Annotated in this window: 13 protein-coding genes; 11 read left to right on the forward strand and 2 right to left on the reverse strand. The window is 65.6% G+C overall.

Annotated features, from left to right (window positions below; translation table 11 throughout):
• Positions 1-134 precede the first annotated feature (134 nt).
• The gene (cysM, locus tag HV701_RS07300) at positions 135-1,046 is read left to right on the forward strand and encodes a cysteine synthase CysM (RefSeq protein WP_175132416.1); all 912 of its coding nucleotides are present in this window, start codon (positions 135-137) and stop codon (positions 1,044-1,046) included.
• 117 nt (positions 1,047-1,163) lie between these two features.
• Here the strand turns inward: cysM and HV701_RS26735 are convergent, their stop codons facing one another.
• On the reverse strand, positions 1,164-2,918 hold the full coding sequence (locus tag HV701_RS26735; RefSeq protein ID WP_254595138.1) for a tripartite tricarboxylate transporter substrate-binding protein: 1,755 nt from the start codon (positions 2,916-2,918) through the stop codon (positions 1,164-1,166).
• A gap of 68 nt (positions 2,919-2,986) precedes the next feature.
• Between HV701_RS26735 and HV701_RS07315 the strand changes: the two genes are divergently transcribed.
• Complete coding sequence (locus HV701_RS07315) at positions 2,987-4,036, forward strand: cyclase family protein (protein WP_175132418.1); 1,050 nt, start codon at positions 2,987-2,989, stop codon at positions 4,034-4,036.
• A gap of 61 nt (positions 4,037-4,097) precedes the next feature.
• Here HV701_RS07315 and mltB read toward each other — a convergent pair whose 3' ends face one another.
• Entirely contained in the window at positions 4,098-5,255 is a 1,158-nt protein-coding gene (mltB, locus tag HV701_RS07320) for a lytic murein transglycosylase B (protein ID WP_175132419.1), read from the reverse strand.
• Positions 5,256-5,265: 10 nt separating this feature from the next.
• On the opposite strand from mltB, the gene HV701_RS07325 reads away from it, so the two are divergent.
• From HV701_RS07325 to HV701_RS07365, 9 genes are all read left to right on the forward strand, one after another.
• Positions 5,266-6,189 carry a histone deacetylase family protein gene (locus HV701_RS07325; RefSeq protein WP_175132420.1) on the forward strand — a complete coding sequence of 308 codons (924 nt, stop codon included), beginning with the start codon at positions 5,266-5,268 and terminating at the stop codon, positions 6,187-6,189.
• Positions 6,190-6,260: 71 nt separating this feature from the next.
• Positions 6,261-7,010 (forward strand): electron transfer flavoprotein subunit beta/FixA family protein, encoded by a 750-nt coding sequence (locus tag HV701_RS07330; RefSeq protein WP_175132421.1) that lies wholly within the window; start codon positions 6,261-6,263, stop codon positions 7,008-7,010.
• Between the two features lies 1 nt (position 7,011).
• A complete protein-coding gene (locus HV701_RS07335) occupies positions 7,012-7,941 on the forward strand; it encodes an electron transfer flavoprotein subunit alpha/FixB family protein (RefSeq protein WP_175132422.1) in 930 nt (309 codons plus the stop codon).
• Positions 7,942-8,165: 224 nt separating this feature from the next.
• A complete protein-coding gene (gene aspT / locus HV701_RS07340; RefSeq protein ID WP_175132423.1) occupies positions 8,166-9,857 on the forward strand; it encodes an aspartate-alanine antiporter in 1,692 nt (563 codons plus the stop codon).
• A 138-nt stretch (positions 9,858-9,995) separates the two neighbouring features.
• The gene (locus HV701_RS07345) at positions 9,996-11,822 is read left to right on the forward strand and encodes a bifunctional aspartate transaminase/aspartate 4-decarboxylase (protein WP_175132424.1); all 1,827 of its coding nucleotides are present in this window, start codon (positions 9,996-9,998) and stop codon (positions 11,820-11,822) included.
• 37 nt (positions 11,823-11,859) lie between these two features.
• Positions 11,860-13,563 (forward strand): aspartate-alanine antiporter, encoded by a 1,704-nt coding sequence (aspT, locus tag HV701_RS07350; RefSeq protein WP_175132425.1) that lies wholly within the window; start codon positions 11,860-11,862, stop codon positions 13,561-13,563.
• A 158-nt stretch (positions 13,564-13,721) separates the two neighbouring features.
• A complete protein-coding gene (locus tag HV701_RS07355) occupies positions 13,722-15,548 on the forward strand; it encodes an acyl-CoA dehydrogenase (protein WP_175132426.1) in 1,827 nt (608 codons plus the stop codon).
• A gap of 151 nt (positions 15,549-15,699) precedes the next feature.
• Positions 15,700-16,341, forward strand: a complete 642-nt coding sequence (locus HV701_RS07360; protein ID WP_175132427.1) for a peroxiredoxin — start codon at positions 15,700-15,702, stop codon at positions 16,339-16,341.
• 267 nt (positions 16,342-16,608) lie between these two features.
• Positions 16,609-17,595, forward strand: coding sequence for a sulfate ABC transporter substrate-binding protein (locus HV701_RS07365; protein ID WP_254595139.1), 987 nt, complete (start codon positions 16,609-16,611; stop codon positions 17,593-17,595).
• Positions 17,596-17,610: the final 15 nt, after the last annotated feature.

Raw genomic sequence — 17,610 nt, forward strand, 5'->3', positions numbered from 1 at the left:
GGCCGCGCCGCGCGCCGGTCGCTGCCAGGAGCGGCCGGCTTCCCGGCGGCCCCGGGGGCAGGCGCCTGCTGAGCCCCTGGCGCGAGCGCGGCTTTTGGCGGCGGCCGGCGCCGGGCGGGGTTATGATCGGCGGCATGACTACTACCTATCCCACTATCGAGCAGACCGTCGGCAATACGCCGCTGGTGCGCCTGCAGCGCATTCCCGGAGCCGCTGGCGCGGCGCGGGGCAATGTCATCCTGGCCAAGCTGGAAGGCAACAATCCCGCCGGCTCGGTCAAGGACCGGCCGGCGCTGTCCATGATCAAGCATGCGGAGGAGCGTGGCGACATCAAGCCCGGCGATACGCTGATCGAGGCGACCAGTGGCAATACCGGCATTGCGCTGGCCATGGCGGCGGCCATGCGCGGCTACCGCATGATCCTGATCATGCCGGACAACCTCTCCGTGGAGCGGCGCGCCGCCATGACAGCCTACGGGGCCGAGCTGATCCTGACGCCGGCCGACAAGGGGGGCATGGAATATGCCCGTGACCTGGCGACCGAAATGCAGGCCGATGGACGGGGCGTGGTGCTGGACCAGTTCGCCAATCCGGACAATCCGCGCGCCCACGTCGAGAGTACCGGTCCGGAGATCTGGAACCAGACCGAGGGCCGTGTCACGCACTTCGTCAGCGCCATGGGCACCACCGGCACCATCATGGGCGTGTCCAGCTACCTGAAATCGCGCAATCCGGCGGTGCAGGTGGTGGGGGCGCAACCCGCCGAGGGTTCGTCGATCCCCGGCATCCGCAAATGGCCCGAAGCCTATCTGCCCAAGATCTTCGACCGTAGCCGCGTGGATGCCTACGAATCGATCGAGCAGGCCGATGCCGAAGCCATGGCGCGCCGCCTGGCCGCGGAAGAGGGCATCTTCGGCGGCATCTCGTCCGCCGGCGCCTTGGTCGCGGCGCTGCGCGTAGCCGAGCGCGTCAATGACGCGACCATCGTCTTCATCGTCTGCGATCGCGGCGACCGTTACCTGTCGACGGGCGTCTTCAACAATTGACGCCTTGCGCGGGCCTGCGTCCGCGCCGATGAAAAACGCCCCACCTCCCGGATGCCATTCGGGGCGTGGGGCGTTGCATTTGCTGCCTGGCCATGCGGCGCCAGGCGTTGCCAGGCTTTACTCGGGCTGGATGTTGGCGTCCTTCATGACCTTGATCCAGCGGGCGCTTTCGGCCAGGTTGAAGGCTTCCGCCTCCTGGTAGGTCATGGTGCTGGGCTGCGTGCCCTGGGCCTTCAGCGCCTCGACCACTTTGGGCGATTGCGAGGCCTCGATCATGGCCTTGTTCAGCTTGGCGATGATGGGCTCGGGCGTATCCTTGGGCACCCACATGCCGTACCAGGTGACGATATCGAAGCCGGGCAGGCCACTTTCGGCGATGGTCGGGACGTCGGGCAGTTCGGCCAGGCGCTTCTTGGTGGTCACGGCGATCGGGCGCACCTTGCCGCTATGGATCAGGGGCAGGGCGGGGGCCAGCGGCGCGTACATCAGGTCGACGTGGCCGCCGGCGACGTCGGTCAGGGCCGGACTGCTGCCGCGGTAACCGACGTGCGCGATGGAGGCCTTGGTGGTGGTGTTGATGAGTTCACCGGCCAGGTGCGGCAGGGTGGCCACGCCCGGCGAGGCGAAGCTCAGCGAACCCGGTTGGGCCTTGGCCTGCGCGATCAGCTCGCCAAAGCTCTTGAACTTCGAGTCGGGTGGCACCACCGCCACCATCGGCACCGTGCCGAGCACGCCGACCATGCGGAAGTCCTTGATCGGGTCGAACGTCAGGCTTTTGAACTGCGCCGGATAGATGCCCTGCACCGAGGGATTCATCAGCACGGTGTAGCCATCGGCGGGCGAGCGCGCCACCTGGGCGGCGCCGATGGTGCCGCTGGCGCCGGGCCGGCTCTCGATCACCAGCGGCTGGCCCAGGATTTCACCCATGCGCACCGCGATCACGCGCCCCACCACGTCGGTCGGGCCGCCTGCCGCCCACGGCATGATCACGCGGATCGGCTTATCGGGATAGGCGTCCTGCGCCTGCGCGCCAGCCAGCGGCAGGGCCCCGATGGCGATCGCCGAGCATGCCGCGGCGAGCAAAGTGCGCTTGTTCATTTGCTGTCTTCTCCTACAAAGGTGAGGTTGGCCGAGGGCAGGGCCGCGCGTAGCAGCGCCTTGACCTCGTTGAGTTGCTGTCCAGTGGTGGCTTCGTTTTTCTGCATGCGCCCCAGGGGGGCCGGCCACCACGATGGCGAAGGGTTGTTCATAGGCGCGAAAGCCCAGCGAAATGGACATGACGTCTTCGACGTTTTCGCCCAGCGAGCGTTGCCAGCCGCGTTGGACGCCGGCCCGCAGATCGCGGTCGAAGGCGGCCTGGCTGGTGAGGGTGGTGTCGGTGTACGCGGCGAACCCGGGATAGGTCTTGAACCATTTCTGGCGTTCGTCGTCGGACAGCACCGACAGCAGCGCCTTGCCCGAACTGGTGGCGTGGACCGCCTTGAAGCCGCCTGGCTGGTGCGAGAAGCGGATGGTCTGCTTGGATTCGGCGACGATCAGGTACACCACCTTGTCATCGGCGAGCTTGGCCAGCAAGGCGGTCTCGCCGGTCAGGTCGCGCACCCGCGCCAGGACCGGCTCGATCACCGCGTTCAGCGGATCGCTGCGACAGATCAGGGTGGCGACGTGGATCAGTTTCTGGGTCGGGTAATAGCCGTGCTTCTTGCCGATCTCATAGAGGTAGCCGCGCGCCACCATGGTCTTGAGCAGGCCATGGCAACTGGACAGCGGGATCTCCATTTGCGCGGCGATCTCGCTGTACAGCAAGGGCTTCTGCGCCTCGGCGAAGAGGTTCAGAACATCCAGGACTCGGGCGGCTGTTTTCACATCCATGATGCTATTATCCTATACATGATAATTTTGTGTCAAATTTGCTTTCAATTGCCAAGGAGTCGTGCCGCATGAGATGGAAGAATCGTCCCGAGGGATCGAATTGGGGTGACTTCGGCCCTGACGATCAAAGAGGTTGCCTGAATTACATCACTCCCGCGAATGTGATGAAGGGAATCCAGGAGGTCCGCGAGGGACTGAGTTTCTGTCTGTCGCTGCCGCTGGATTATCCCGGAGGCAACGGCGTCAACGTGCGCCGCCATCCCCCCAAGCTGCGCCCGACGGAGAGGGATGGCGACCAGTATCTGAATTTTCCGCTGGGCCGTCTGCGTCCGGGATGCGTCGATGTCTTGAGTGATGACATTGTCGAAATGAGCCTGCAGTATTCGACCCAGTGGGATTCGCTGGCGCACGTGGGCGCGCTGTTCGATGCCAATGGCGATGGCCTGCCCGAGCGCGTCTATTACAACGGCTATCGGCCCAACGAGCACGTGGTCGGCCCGGTCGACTACGACGTCGACAACGGTTTCGCCAAAACCGACCTGGGCCGGGGCGGCGCCTCCCATGCCGGGAAGCTGGATATTACCCAGTTGGCCGAATCCTGCCTGCAGAGCCGCGGCGTCATGGTCGACCTGGCGCGGCACTATGGCCGCGAACAGCGGGCGGTGGGCTACGACGACCTGATGCGCATCATCGAAGCCGATCGCATCGAGATCGAGCGGGGCGACATCGTGTTGTTCCATACCGAATTCGGCGATGCGTTGCTGGAAAAGCAGCGCCAGCCCGATCACCATACGCTGCATGAGATCTGCGCCGGGCTGGATGGCAGCGACGAGAAGCTGCTGCAATGGATCACCGATTCCCAGGTGGCCGCGATGGCCTCGGACAACCACGCGCTGGAAATCTATCCGACGCAGAAGCCCAACGCCTGCTGCGCTGCGCTGCCATTGCACCACCACTGCATCTTCAAGCTCGGCCTGCCGATCGGCGAGATGTGGTATCTGGGCGCATTGGCGCGCTGGCTGACGGCCAACGGCCGCAGCCGCTTTCTGCTGACCGCCCCGCCGCTGAACCTGCCGGGCGCGGCGGGCTCGCCCGCCACGCCGGTGGCCACGGTCTGAGTGGTAGCGGATCGACCCGGATCGGGTCGATCCGGCGTTGACCCGCTCCGGGCCCGGCCCTTCAGCGGCCGACGCGCGCTTCGATCTCGCTGGCCAGATCGGCCACCGCGGTGGCGTAAAAGTAGCTGCGGTTGTATTTCGTCAGGGCGAAGAAGTTAGGCGTGCCGACACGGTATTGCGCGGTGCCGCGGGCCTCTTCGACCAGGTCGACGACGCCCATGGGCTGGCTGCCCCAGCCGTTGGCCGAGGCGCCGGGCTGCAGGCGCGCGCCGGCCGCGGTCAGCGCGCCCCAGGTCTGCTTGGGTTCCAGCCCGCCATCGACCAGCGCGCTGGGGTCGGCCGGCAGCGCCACCGGCGCGAACACCGGCAGGCCCCGCTGCCAGCCATGCTGCGACAGGAAGCTGCCCACCGACATGATGGCGTCGCGGGTGTTGTTGGTCAGGTCGATATGGCCGCTGTCGTCGCCGTCCACTGCGTAGTGCCGGATGCTGGTGGGCATGAACTGCGGCATGCCGATGGCGCCGGCATACGAGCCGCGGGTTTCCATATCCAGCTTGCCTTTCATCGCCAGCGTCAGGAAGTCGGCCAACTGGCCACGGAACATGGTGGCGCGCTCGGGCTTGGCCGGGTCCGGATAATCGAAGGCCAGCGTGGTCAAGGCGTCCAGCACGCGGAAATTGCCCATATTGCGGCCATACAGCGTTTCAACGCCGATGATCGAGGCGATGATCGGCGCCGGCACGCCGAAGCGCTGCGCCGCCTGGTTGAGCTGGTCGCGATGCGCGTTGTAGAACTCCACGCCCCAGCCGATGCGCTTGGGCTCGACGAAGCGCGAGCGGTAGGTCAGCCAGCTGCGCCAGATCTTCTTGCCAGGCGGCGAGGGCGCGATCAGGCGCGCGACTGTGGCGTTGTAGCGGGCTCCTTCGAGCGCCGTGACCATGGGGGCCAGCGCCAGATCGCGCTCGGCCGCCAGGTTCTCGGCGAAGGCGCGCACCTCGGGCCGCAGGGTGCCGCTGGGGGTCAGGGCCGCCGGGCCGTCGTCCGCGGGTTCGGCGCCAGGCGTCGGCGTGCTGGGTCCGATACGGATGGCGCCGGTGCCGGTGGCGGCCGCCGAAGGCTGGCCGGAGGACGGGTTGGGGGCGGTGGGAGCGGTGGTGGCGCACCCGGCCAGCAGGGCCGATAAGGTGCCGAGTTGCAGTAATCGCCGACAGGTGAACATAATCTTCCTTATGGAGACCATGTATCTTACCCACCCGGCATGCCGCTTGCATGAAATGGGCAGTTGGCATCCGGAGAGCCCGCAGAGGCTGGACGCCATTTCCGATCAATTGCTCGCCAGTGGCCTGATGCCTTATCTGGACGACCGGCAGGCGCCGCAGGCGTCCCGTCACGACGTGCTGCGGGTGCACACTGTCCAGTATCTGGACAGTCTGCGCGAACATACGCCAGACCACGGGTATTACCCGATAGATCCCGACACCCTCATGAATCCCCACACCTACGAGGCGGCTCTGTACGCGGCCGGCGCGGGCGTGGCGGCCGTGGACGCGGTGATCGGCGGCGAGGCGCGCACGGCGTTTTGCGCGGTGCGTCCGCCCGGCCACCACGCCTGCCGTTCACAGGCCATGGGCTTTTGCTTCCTGAACAACGTGGCCATCGCGGCGCGCCACGCCCTTGATTTCCATGGTCTGTCGCGGGTGGCCATCGTCGATTTCGATGTCCACCATGGCAATGGCACCGAGGATGTCTTCGCTGGCGACGAACGGGTGCTGATGTGCAGCATTTTCCAGCATCCTTTCTTCCCCAACAGCGGCGCCGAGCATCCGGCAGACAATATGGTGAACGTGCCGGTGGCGGCCTATACGGCCGGCGCCGCCGTGCGCGCCATCGTCACCGGCACCTGGCTGCCGCGGCTCGAGGCGCACCGCCCGGAACTTATTCTGATTTCGGCCGGCTTCGATGCCCACCGCGAGGACGACATGGGGCAAATGGGGCTGGTGGAGGCCGATTATGCATGGATCACCGAACAGCTCGTGGACGTGGCCGAGCGCCATTGCCAGGGCCGGATCGTCAGCACCCTGGAGGGGGGCTACAACCTGTCCGCCCTGGGGCGCAGCGTCGTTGCCCATATACGGGCGCTGGCGAAGCTGTAGAATCAGGAAAAAATTGTGCAATGCGATCCCGGCGGTTGCCGGGTAATTATTTCCATTTTGGAGGCAGCGGGATGAAGGTGTTGGTACCTGTCAAGCGCGTCGTTGACTACAACGTCAAGGTGCGCGTCAAGTCTGATCAGACCGGCGTGGATATCGCCAATGTGAAGATGTCGATGAACCCCTTTGACGAGATCGCCGTCGAGGAAGCCACCCGCCTGAAGGAAAAGGGCGCCGTGGCCGAGGTCGTGGCGGTTTCTTGCGGCGTTGCGCAATGCCAGGAAACGCTGCGCACCGCCATGGCGATCGGCGCCGATCGCGGCGTGCTGGTGCAGACCGACGCCGAACTGCAGCCGCTGGCCGTGGCCAAGCTGCTCCGCGCCCTGGTCGACAAGGAGCAGCCGCAACTGGTGATCCTGGGCAAGCAGGCCATCGACGACGACGCCAACCAGACCGGCCAGATGCTGGCCGCGCTGCTGGACTGGCCGCAAGCCACCTTCGCCAGCAAGGTCGAGCTGGCCGACGGCAAGGTCACGGTCACGCGTGAAGTGGACGGCGGCCTGGAAACGCTGACGCTCAAGCTGCCGGCCATCGTCACCACCGACCTGCGCCTGAACGAGCCGCGTTACGTCACGCTGCCCAACATCATGAAGGCCAAGAAGAAGCAGCTGGACACCGTCACCCCCGAAGATCTGGGTGTCGATCCGGCGCCCCGCCTGAAGACGTTGAAGGTCAGCGAGCCGCCCGCCCGCAAGGCCGGCATCAAGGTGGCCGATGTCGCGGCCCTGGTCGACAAACTCAAGAACGAAGCGAAGGTGGTTTGAAATGACGACGCTGGTTATTGCCGAACACGATAACGCCCAGCTCAAGGGCGCAACCCTGAACGCCGTCGCCGCCGCCGCCAAGATCGGAGGCGATGTGCACGTGCTGGTCGCCGGCGCCAACGCGCGCGCCGTGGCCGATCAGGCCGCGCAGGCCGCTGGCGTGTCCAAGGTGCTGCTGGCCGACGCGCCGCAGCTGGCCGACGGCCTGGCCGAGAACGTCGCCGCCCAGGTGCTGGCGGTGGCCTCGGGCTACAGCCACATCCTGTTCCCGGCCACCGCCTCGGGCAAGAACATCGCCCCGCGCGTTGCCGCCAAGCTCGACGTGGCCCAGATCTCCGACATCATCGGCGTGGAATCCGCCGACACCTTCCAGCGCCCGATCTACGCCGGCAACGCCATCGCCACCGTGCAATCGGCCGATCCGGTCAAGGTCATCACCGTGCGCACCACCGGCTTTGACGCCGTGGCCGCGCAGGGCGGCTCGGCGGCCGTGGAAGACGTCGCCGCCGTGGCCGACTCCGGCCTGTCCAGCTTCGTCGGCCGCGAAGTCGCCAAGAGCGACCGTCCGGAACTGGCCGGCGCCCGCGTCGTCGTGTCCGGCGGCCGTGGGCTGGGCAGCGCCGAGAACTTCAAGATCCTGGATCCGCTGGCCGACAAGCTCGGCGCCGCGCTGGGCGCTTCGCGCGCCGCGGTCGACGCCGGCTATGCGCCTAACGACTGGCAGGTCGGTCAGACCGGCAAGATCGTCGCGCCGCAGTTGTACGTGGCCGTCGGTATTTCGGGCGCCATCCAGCATTTGGCCGGCATGAAGGACTCCAAGGTCATCGTCGCCATCAACAAGGATCCCGAAGCGCCGATTTTCGGCGTGGCCGATTATGGCCTGGTCGGCGATCTGTTCCAGGTCGTGCCTGAATTGACCAGCGCGCTGTAAACCGCGATTTCCTGGTCTTATTTCCGAGCCCGCGCGCGTCAAGCCGCGGGCTTTTTCATGCCCGGTATTTTCGTGTTCGGGTAATTTCCGCGCGCCTGACAATCGAAACTATTTGATATTTATCGAGCAAATCTTTTGACCTTTCGAAGTATTCTGATAATGTGTTTCGCGCGCAGCGAGATACGCGCAAGTGCTTGACCTGTACATAACGAAGGAGATTCGGGATGGAATGGTTCTTTGACACTCTGCGAAAATATCCGGAGCTTGCGATTTTCCTGACGCTGGGTCTGGGGTATTGGGTCGGCGCCAAGAAGATATTCGGATTCAATCTGGGGGCGGTGACCGGCACCTTGCTGGTCGGCGTGCTGGTCGGCCAGCTCGACATCACCATCGCCCCGATCGTTAAACAAGTCTTTTTCCTCCTGTTCCTGTTCGGGCTGGGCTATGGCGTCGGGCCGCAGTTCTTTCGCGGCATGAAAAGCGATGGCCTGCCGCAGGTCCTTTTCGCCGTCATCATTTGTGTCATCTGCCTGCTGGTCACCTGGGGCACAGCCGTGGGTTTCGGTTTCGATGCCGGCACCGGCGCGGGCCTGCTGTCCGGGGCGCAGACCATTTCCGCGGTGATGGGGGTGGCGACCGACACCATCAATGGCCTGGGCGTCGACGCGGCCACGAAGAAGAAATGGATCGACAGCATTCCGGTGGCCTATGCAGTCTGCTATATCTTCGGCACGGTCGGCAGTGCCTGGCTGCTGGCCTCGCTCGGGCCCAAGCTGATGCGGGTGGACATCGTCAAGGAATGCCAGGCGTACGAAGCCAAGATGTCCGGCGGCAGCGATTCGCTGGAACTGTCCGGCTACCGCAAGTTCATTTCCCGCGCCTACAAGCTGGACCATTCCGAATTCGTCGGCAAGTCCGTGGGGGAACTCGAATCGCGCTTCGTCGAGGCGCGCGTCTTCATCGAGCGCATCCGTCGCGGCGACCAGATAATGGATACCGATTCCAGCACCGTGCTGCAGGCCGGCGACGTGCTGGGCGTGGCTGGCCGGCACGATGCGCTGGTGTTGCAGGCGTCCGGCATCATCGGTGCAGAAGTTGAGGACCGCGACCTGATCAACCTGCCCGCCGAGGTGGTCGAGGTGGTGCTGACCAACAAGAACCTGGCCGGCAAGACCGTCAAGGAAATCGCCGAGCTGGAGCAGGTGCGCGAACTGGGCCGCGGCGTGTTCCTGCGCAAAGTGGTGCGCGGCGGGCACGAGATGCCGGTCAACTGGGGCCTGAAGCTCGACCGTGGCGACCGCCTGTTCATCCTCGGCGCCAAGCGCGACGTCGAGCGCGTGGTCAGCAAGGTGGGCTACGTGGACCGCGCAACGGAACAAACCGACATGGTGTTCGTGGGGTTCGGCATTCTGCTGGGCGGGCTGTTCGGCACGCTGGTGCTGACGGTCGGCGGCATTCCCATCACGCTGTCGACCTCGGGCGGCTCGCTGATCGCCGGCCTGATCTTCGGCTATCTGCGGTCGGTGCATCCGACCTTCGGCCGGGTGCCGGAGCCGGTGCACTGGTTCCTGACGTCGGTCGGCCTGACCGCATTCGTGGCGGTGGTCGGGATCAGTTCGGGGCCGGGCTTCGTGGAGGGTTTCCAGCAATTGGGCGCCAAGCTGTTCATCGCCGGCATCATCGCCACCAGCGTGCCGATGATCCTGGGGGTGTACATCGCCCGCTATGTGTTCAAGTTTCATCCCGGCATCGTGCTGGGCGTCTGCGCCGGCGCCCGCACCACTACGGCGGCCATTGGCCAGATCACCGAGACCGCCAAGAGCCAGGTGCCGGCCCTGGGCTACACCGTGCCCTACGCCATCGGCAATACCCTGCTGATCATCTGGGGCATTGTGATCGTCATGCTCATGACCTAGGAGCCGTGTTTCCGGAGGCGATCCCGCCCTTCGGCAACATGGCCTCCCGCGGGATATCGGCCCGCGCCGTGCGCGGGCCAGCGGTCCGGGACTCTCCCGGGCAAGCGTCTGTCAATCGCATACCAGGAGTACCGCACAATGGCTTCCACCGCGCCCATCACTGTCAGCCTGGCCTCGGCCCTGAAAACTACCCGTTCGCGCCAACGCGATCTGGAGCAGTTGTCGCCCTTCGAATTGAAGGACTACCTGATCACGCTGGCCAAGGACAGCCAGCAGACCGCCGCGTTGACCATGTTGAACGCCGGCCGCGGCAATCCCAACTGGATCGCCACCGAGCCGCGCGATGCTTTTTTCCTGCTGGGCCAGTTCGCCATGAAGGAAGCGCGCCGGGTGCGCGACGATGGCATCCTGGCGGGCATGCCGCCCAAAAAGGGCTGCGCCGACCGCCTGCGCAAGTTCCTCTCCAAGAACAAGGGCGCGGCGGGCGCGGACTTCCTGGCCGGAGTGCTGGAGTACGGCGTCAAGATCAAGAATTTCGTGCCGGACGAATGGATCCATGAACTGACCGATAGCGTCATCGGCGACAACTACCCGGTGCCGCCGCGCGCGCTGGTGCACCTGGAGCAGATCCTGCACGACTACCTGGTCAAGGAAATGTGCGACGGCCGTCCGCCCAAGGGCAAGTTCGACCTGTTCCCGGTGGAGGGCGGTACGGCGGCCATGTGTTACATCTTCGATTCGCTGATGCAGAACGGCCTGCTCAAGCAGGGCGACACCATCGCGCTGTTCCTGCCGACCTTCACGCCGTATATCGAGATCGCGCACCTGGAGCGCTTCCAGTTCAAGATCGTCGCCATCAATGCCAGCAGCGTGCGCGCCGACGGCACCCACGATTGGCACTACCCGGCCGCGGAAATCGCCAAGCTCGAGAACCCGAAGATCAAGCTGGCAGTGACGGTCAACCCCAGCAACCCGCCCTCGGTTGCCTTCAGCCCGATCGAGATGAAGCAGATCGTGGGGCTGATTCGCAAGAACCCGGACCTGGTGCTGGTGACGGACGACGTCTATGGCACTTTCGTGCCGAACTTCCGCTCGCTGATGGCCGAGGTGCCGCACAACACCATCTGCGTGTATTCGTTCTCGAAGAACTTCGGCTGCACCGGCTGGCGCCTGGGCGTGATCGCGACGCATGAGAAGAACACCATGGACCGCCGCATCGCCGAGTTGCCGGCGTCGTGGAAGAAGCGCCTGGAAAAGCGCTATGGCGCCATGACCATGGAGCCGGAGAAGCTCAAGTTCATCGACCGGCTGGTGGCCGACAGCCGCAACGTGGCGCTGAACCACACCGCCGGGCTGTCGCTGCCGCAGCAGGTGCAGATGGGCTTTTTCGCGCTGTCGCACCTGCTGGACCTGAAGGACGCATACAAGCACCTGACCATGCAGATCGTGCGGGCGCGGCGCGATGCGCTGTGGCGCGGGCTGGGGGTGCCGCTGCCGCCGGAAGACCCGATGCGCGGCTGGTATTACGTAGAACTGGACTTCATGGTGTGGGCCAAGAACACATATGGCGACGCCTTCTGCAAGTACATGACGTCGAATTACGAACCGGTCGACTTCCTGTTCCGCCTGGCCGAGAAGTCCGGTGTGGTGCTGATGGACGGCGGCGGCTTCGGTGGCCCGCCCTGGTCCATCCGTATTTCGCTGGCCAACCTGGACGACGGCGATTATTCCAGGATCGGCAAGTACATGGTCGATGCCGCCACCGAATACGTCGAGGCCTGGAAGGCCGGCCAACTGGTGCGTTCGGGCCCGACCGCAGGCAAGGGCCAGAAGGTCAAGGCCTCGGCCGCCAAACGCACGGCAGCCGGCAAGGGCGCGGCCAAGAAGGCGGCCAGGAAGGCGGTGAAGCAGGCGGTGAAACAAGCCGCCAAGGCCGAGCGCTCGGCCAGGAAAGGGGCAAAGTAGCCTCGGGACGCCGCCATCGCCAGGGTGAGACGCGCTTATGACGTGCTCCGTCGGGTTCTTCAATAGCGTTCCCATCGCCGTCTTGTTTCTCACGGTGGGGCTGGGATACCTGATTGGCAAGCTGCGGGTCGGGCCGATCCAGCTGGGAGGCGTCTGCGGCACGCTCATCGTCGCCCTGCTGATCGGCCAGAGCGGCTGCCAGACGCGCGGCGACCTGAAGGAAGTGGCGTTCGCCCTGTTCATCTTCGCCATGGGGTATTCGGGCGGGCCGCAGTTCTTCGCCAACCTGAACCGCGCCAGCCTGCGCTATATCTTGCTGCCGCTGATCGAAGCCCTCCTGGTGCTGACCATCGTGCTGCTGGCGGTGCCGTTGTTCGGACTGGATGCCGGCACCGCGGCCGGTCTGGCGGCGGGGGCGGCGACCGAATCGGCCGTGGTCGGCACCGCGGCCGAGGCCCTCAAGCACCTGGGCCTGGCCCAGGCCGAAGTGCAGCGCATGGAGGCCAACATCGCCACCGCCTACACGCTGACCTATCTGGTAGGCCTGATCAGCATTGTGTTGTTCACCAGCCAGGTGGCGCCGGCCCTGTTGCGCATCAATCTGCGCCAGGCTTCCAGGGCGCTCGAGCAGAAGCTGGGCGCCCCGGCGGGCGAGGCCGATGAGATCATGATGCCGACCCTGCCGCGACTGGTGGGACGCTCGCATGTGGTCAAGGACGCCGATGGGTGGACGGTGGCCCAGGTCGAAGCGGCGCTGGGCGGCCGCACGGCCATCAGCCGCGTGCTGCGCAATGGCGAGGCGATCGAGCCCGCCACCGGAGACAGGCTGGCTACCGGCGATATCGTCGTGGTGCTGGGCCCGCGCCGCTTCGTGTTGCGGGCGGGGCCGGTGATTGGTCCGGAAATCCAGTTGCCCGAAGCCCACGCGGACGACCTGCAACTGACCGAGCTGCAAGTCATTGTCAGCAAGAAGGCCGTCAATGGCCACACCGTGGGGGAATTGGCCCAGCGGCCGGGCGCCAGGCGCGCGCGCGGGGTGTTCCTGCAATCGATCCAGCGGTCGGGGCACATGCTGCCGGTCATGCCGTCCACGGTGGTGCAGTACGGCGACCTGGTGACGCTGGTCGGCGCCGAACCCGAGCTGTCGCAGGCCGGGGCGGCGCTGGGCAATGCGCTGCGGCGCAGCGGCGTCACCGATCTGGTGTTCCTGGCGTTCGGCATCCTGGCCGGCCTGATGATCGGCAGCCTCGGCGCGCGCCTGTGGGGCATACCGGTCTCGCTGGGCAGCGGCGGCGGCGCGCTGGTCAGCGGCCTGGTGTGCGGTTGGATCAACGCCAAGCGTCCGGCGCTCGGGCACATGCCGGACCACGCGGTGCAGTTGCTCAAGGACCTGGGCCTGGCCGTGTTCGTCGCCAGTGTCGGCCTGTCCGCCGGACCGCAAGCCGTCTCCCTGATAAGGGAGCATGGCGCCGTGTTACCCCTGATCGGCCTGCTGGTGTCGCTGGGCCCGGCTTGCCTGTCGCTGTGGGTCGGGCACAAGTTGCTCAAGATCGAAGGACCGCTGCTGGTGGGCGCCATTGCCGGTCAACACGTCAGCACACCGGCCATCAGCGCCATCCTGGGCGCCAGCGGTAGCGCCGTGCCATTGCTGGGCTACACGGTCACCTACGCCATCGCCAATGTGCTGTTGCCGGTGCTGGGGCCCATCATCGTCGCGCTGGCCCATCACCTGGGCGGATGACGGCGGGGCCGGCGACGGCCCGCGACAGTGAGCGAGGGTTTAACATAGGTCAGGGAAACTACCGAGACCGCCATCGACCGCGCCGCGTGTCGTCCAAGGCGGCATCCCACCGCACCTGGCTGCGCCCGCCGTCACGGGAGCGAGCCTACGGAGACAAGATGCCCTACCTTACCCCCCTGCAGGATTTCCGTTTTGTGCTGAAGGAACTGGCCGGCCTGGACGACGTCCTCAAGTTGCCCGGTTTCGAAGACGTGACGCCCGATGTGGTGGACGCCATCCTGGAAGAAAACGGCCGCTTCGTCGAACAGGCGATCGTGCCGCTGAATGTGCCGGGCGACACCCGGCCGCCAGTCTGGAGCGATGGCCGCGTGACCACCACACCGGGCTATGCCCAGGGCTTCAAGGACTACGCCGCCGGCGGCTGGCAGGGCCTGCAGCATCCTCAGGCCTGGGGCGGACAGGGCCTGCCCAAGCTGGTCGCGGCCGCGCCGGCCGAGAACATCCAGGCCGCCAGCCTGGCGTTCTCCTTGTGTCCAATGCTGACCGACGGCGTGATCGAGGCCATCCTTACCGTCGGCTCCGATGAGCAGCGCAGGACGTTCGTGCCCAATCTGATCGGCGGCAAATGGACCGGCACCATGAACCTGACCGAGCCGCAGGCAGGCTCGGACCTGGCCCAGGTCGCGACCCGCGCGGTACGCCAGGACGACGGCACTTATCGCCTGGCGGGCCAGAAGATCTTCATCACCTACGGCGAGCACGATCTGGCCGAGAACATCATTCACCTGGTGCTGGCGCGCACGCCGGATGCGCCCCCCGGGGTCAAGGGGATCTCGCTGTTCATCGTGCCCAAGTTCCTGGTCGGCGCCGACGGCGCCCTGGGGCCGCGCAATGACGTCTGGTGCGCCTCGCTGGAGCACAAGCTGGGCATCCATGGCAGCCCCACCGCGGTGCTGCTGTATGGCGCGGGCAAAGGTGAAGCGGGCGAGGGCGCGGTCGGCTACCTGGTGGGCGAACTGAACCGCGGGCTGGAATACATGTTCATCATGATGAACGCGGCGCGCTATTCGGTCGGGCAGCAGGGCATCGGCGTATCCGAGCGCGCCTATCAGCACGCGCTGGCATATGCGCGTGAACGGGTCCAGGGCAGGGCGGTCGAAGGTTCCACCGCCCCGGTCCCGATCGCGCGCCACCCGGACGTGCAGCGCATGCTGCTGACCATGAAGGCGCTGACCGAGGCGGCGCGCGCCGTGTCCTATGTGACAGCGGCGGCGCACGACAAGGGCGCGCATCACCCGGATCCGGAACAGCGCGCGCGCAACCGTGCCTTCTACGAGTACATGGTGCCCATCGTCAAGGGCTTTTCCACTGAATCGGCGGTGGAGGTGGCTTCGCTCGGCATCCAGGTGCATGGCGGCATGGGCTATATCGAGGAGACCGGCGCGGCGCAGTACTACCGCGATGCGCGCATCCTGCCGATTTACGAAGGCACCACCGCAATCCAGGCCAATGACCTGGTCAGCCGCAAGACCCAGCGCGATGCCGGCGCCACTGCCTACGCCGCCATCGCCGCCATGCGCGAGACGTTGCGGGCGGTCGAGGCCGAAGCGTCGCGCGCGGCGGCCTCCGAGCGCGACGGCCTGCGCCTTCTGCGCGACAACCTCGACAGCGCGATCCAGGCGTATGAGGCCGGCGTGGAATTCATCCTGGAGCAATCGGCGGCGAATATCCGGGCGGTGTATGCCAGCAGCGTGCCGTACCTGATGCTGGCCGGCGTGGTGCATGGCGGCTGGCAGATGGCACGCGCCGTGCTGGCCTGCCGACGGCACTTGGCGGGGGGATCGACGGATCCGTTCCACCGAGAGAAGCAGGCGACCGGATTGTTCTACGCCGCCCACATCCTGCCGCGCGCCCTGGCGCTGTCGGTGGCGGTGCGCGCCGGCGGGGTGGCGGACGCCTGCGGCGCGGCCGCGAATATTGCATAAGGTTATATGTCTTGCGTATTTCCCATGCAGCAGGTTTGATGGAAGAATCGTTTCGAGGGGTGGCGCAGGCCGCCGCCGAAACGTTTTCCAGCCGGCCGCCAGGCAGGCGGCCGGTCGATTCCGCAACCCGAATCCGCAAGCAGGAGACACCATGAGCCATCTACGCCTGGGCGACACCGCGCCCGATTTCGAACAGGAATCCTCCGTCGGCCCGATCCGTTTCCATGAGTATCTGGGCAATAGCTGGGGCGTGCTGTTCTCGCATCCGGCCGACTTCACGCCGGTTTGCACCACCGAACTGGGCTACACCGCCAAGCTGGCCGACGAATTCGCCAAGCGCAATGTCAAGGTGCTGGCGCTGTCGGTCGACGACGCCGATTCGCACAGCAAGTGGATCGAGGACATCAACGAGACGCAATCGACCAAGGTCAATTTCCCGATCCTGGCCGATAAGGACCGCAAGGTGTCCGAGCTGTACGACATGATCCACCCGAACGCCAACGCCACGCTGACGGTGCGCTCGGTCTTCATCATCGACCCGAACAAGAAGGTGCGCCTGATCATCACCTATCCGGCCAGCACCGGCCGCAACTTCAACGAGATCCTGCGCGTCATCGATTCGCTGCAGCTGACCGACAGCCACAGCGTGGCCACGCCGGTCAACTGGGAAGACGGCGACGACGTCATCATCGTGCCGTCGCTGCAGGACGAGGCCGTGATCAAGCAGAAGTTCCCTAAGGGTTACAAGGCGGTGCGTCCCTATCTGCGCATTACGCCCCAACCGAATAAGTAAATAAGAAATCCGTGCGCAAGGCGGCCCGCGCCGCCTTGCCGGATGGCGCCTCGCAACCGCCCGCAAAGCCGCGTATTCCCTGGGAATGCGCGGCTTTTTCACATCGGGCGGCCACCGCGCTATATGCCTGGGAGCGATGAGCAATCAAAGAATGATTCGTTCCGTTCAGAACAGGCCGCCCGCACACTTGCTTCCACATTGCCAAACACGCGAAGGGAGCAAGGAATGTCTTTCAGGAAAGCCGGATGGTTGGCCGCCTTGGCCGCAATGACCGTAGCGCTCACCGCCATCGCGCCGGCGCAGGCGCAGCAGAAGCAGACCCTGTTGAACGTTTCCTATGACCCGACGCGCGAACTGTATCGCGCCATCGATGAGGCTTTCATCCGGCAATACAAGGACAAAGCCGGTGTCGACCTGACCATTCGCCAGTCGCACGGCGGTTCCGGCCGCCAGGCGCGCTCGGTGATCGACGGCCTGGAAGCCGATGTGGTGACGCTGGCCCTGGCCTATGACATCGACGCCGTCGCCGACCGCGGCCTCTTGCCCGAGAACTGGCAGGCGCGCCTGCCGCAGAACAGCTCGCCCTACACCTCGACCATCGTGTTCCTGGTGCGCAAGGGCAATCCCAAGCACATCAAGGACTGGGACGACCTGGTCAAGGACGGCGTGCAGGTGATCACGCCCAATCCCAAGACCTCGGGCGGCGCCCGCTGGAACTACCTGGCCGCCTGGGCCTACGCGCTGGAAAAGAACGGCGGCAGCGAAGACAAGGCGCGTGCCTACGTCGGCGAGCTGCTCAAGCACGTGCCGGTGCTGGACACCGGCGCGCGCGGCGCCACCACCACCTTCGTCGAGCGTGGCGTGGGCGACGTGCTGCTGGCCTGGGAGAACGAAGCCTTTCTGGCGCAGGAGGAACTGGGCCCGGACAAGTTCGACATCGTGGTGCCGTCGCTGTCGATCCTGGCCGAGCCGCCCGTGGCCATCGTCGACAAGATCGTCGACAAGAAGGGCACCCGCGCCGCGGCCCAGGCCTACCTGGAATTTCTCTACACCCCGGCGGCGCAGGAAATCATCGCCAGGAACTACTACCGGCCGATCGACAAGACCGTGGCCGCCAAGTACGAAAGCAAGTTCCCCAAAGTCAAGCTGGTGACCATCGACGACAAGATCTTCGGCGGCTGGCGCAAGGCGCAGAAAGACCATTTCAGCGACGGCGGCACCTTTGACCAGATCTACCAGCCGCAGAAGAACTAAGCGGACAAGCAGCGG

The sequence above is a fragment of the Achromobacter pulmonis genome, from assembly GCF_902859765.1.
GTDB classification, from domain to species: domain Bacteria; phylum Pseudomonadota; class Gammaproteobacteria; order Burkholderiales; family Burkholderiaceae_B; genus Achromobacter; species Achromobacter pulmonis.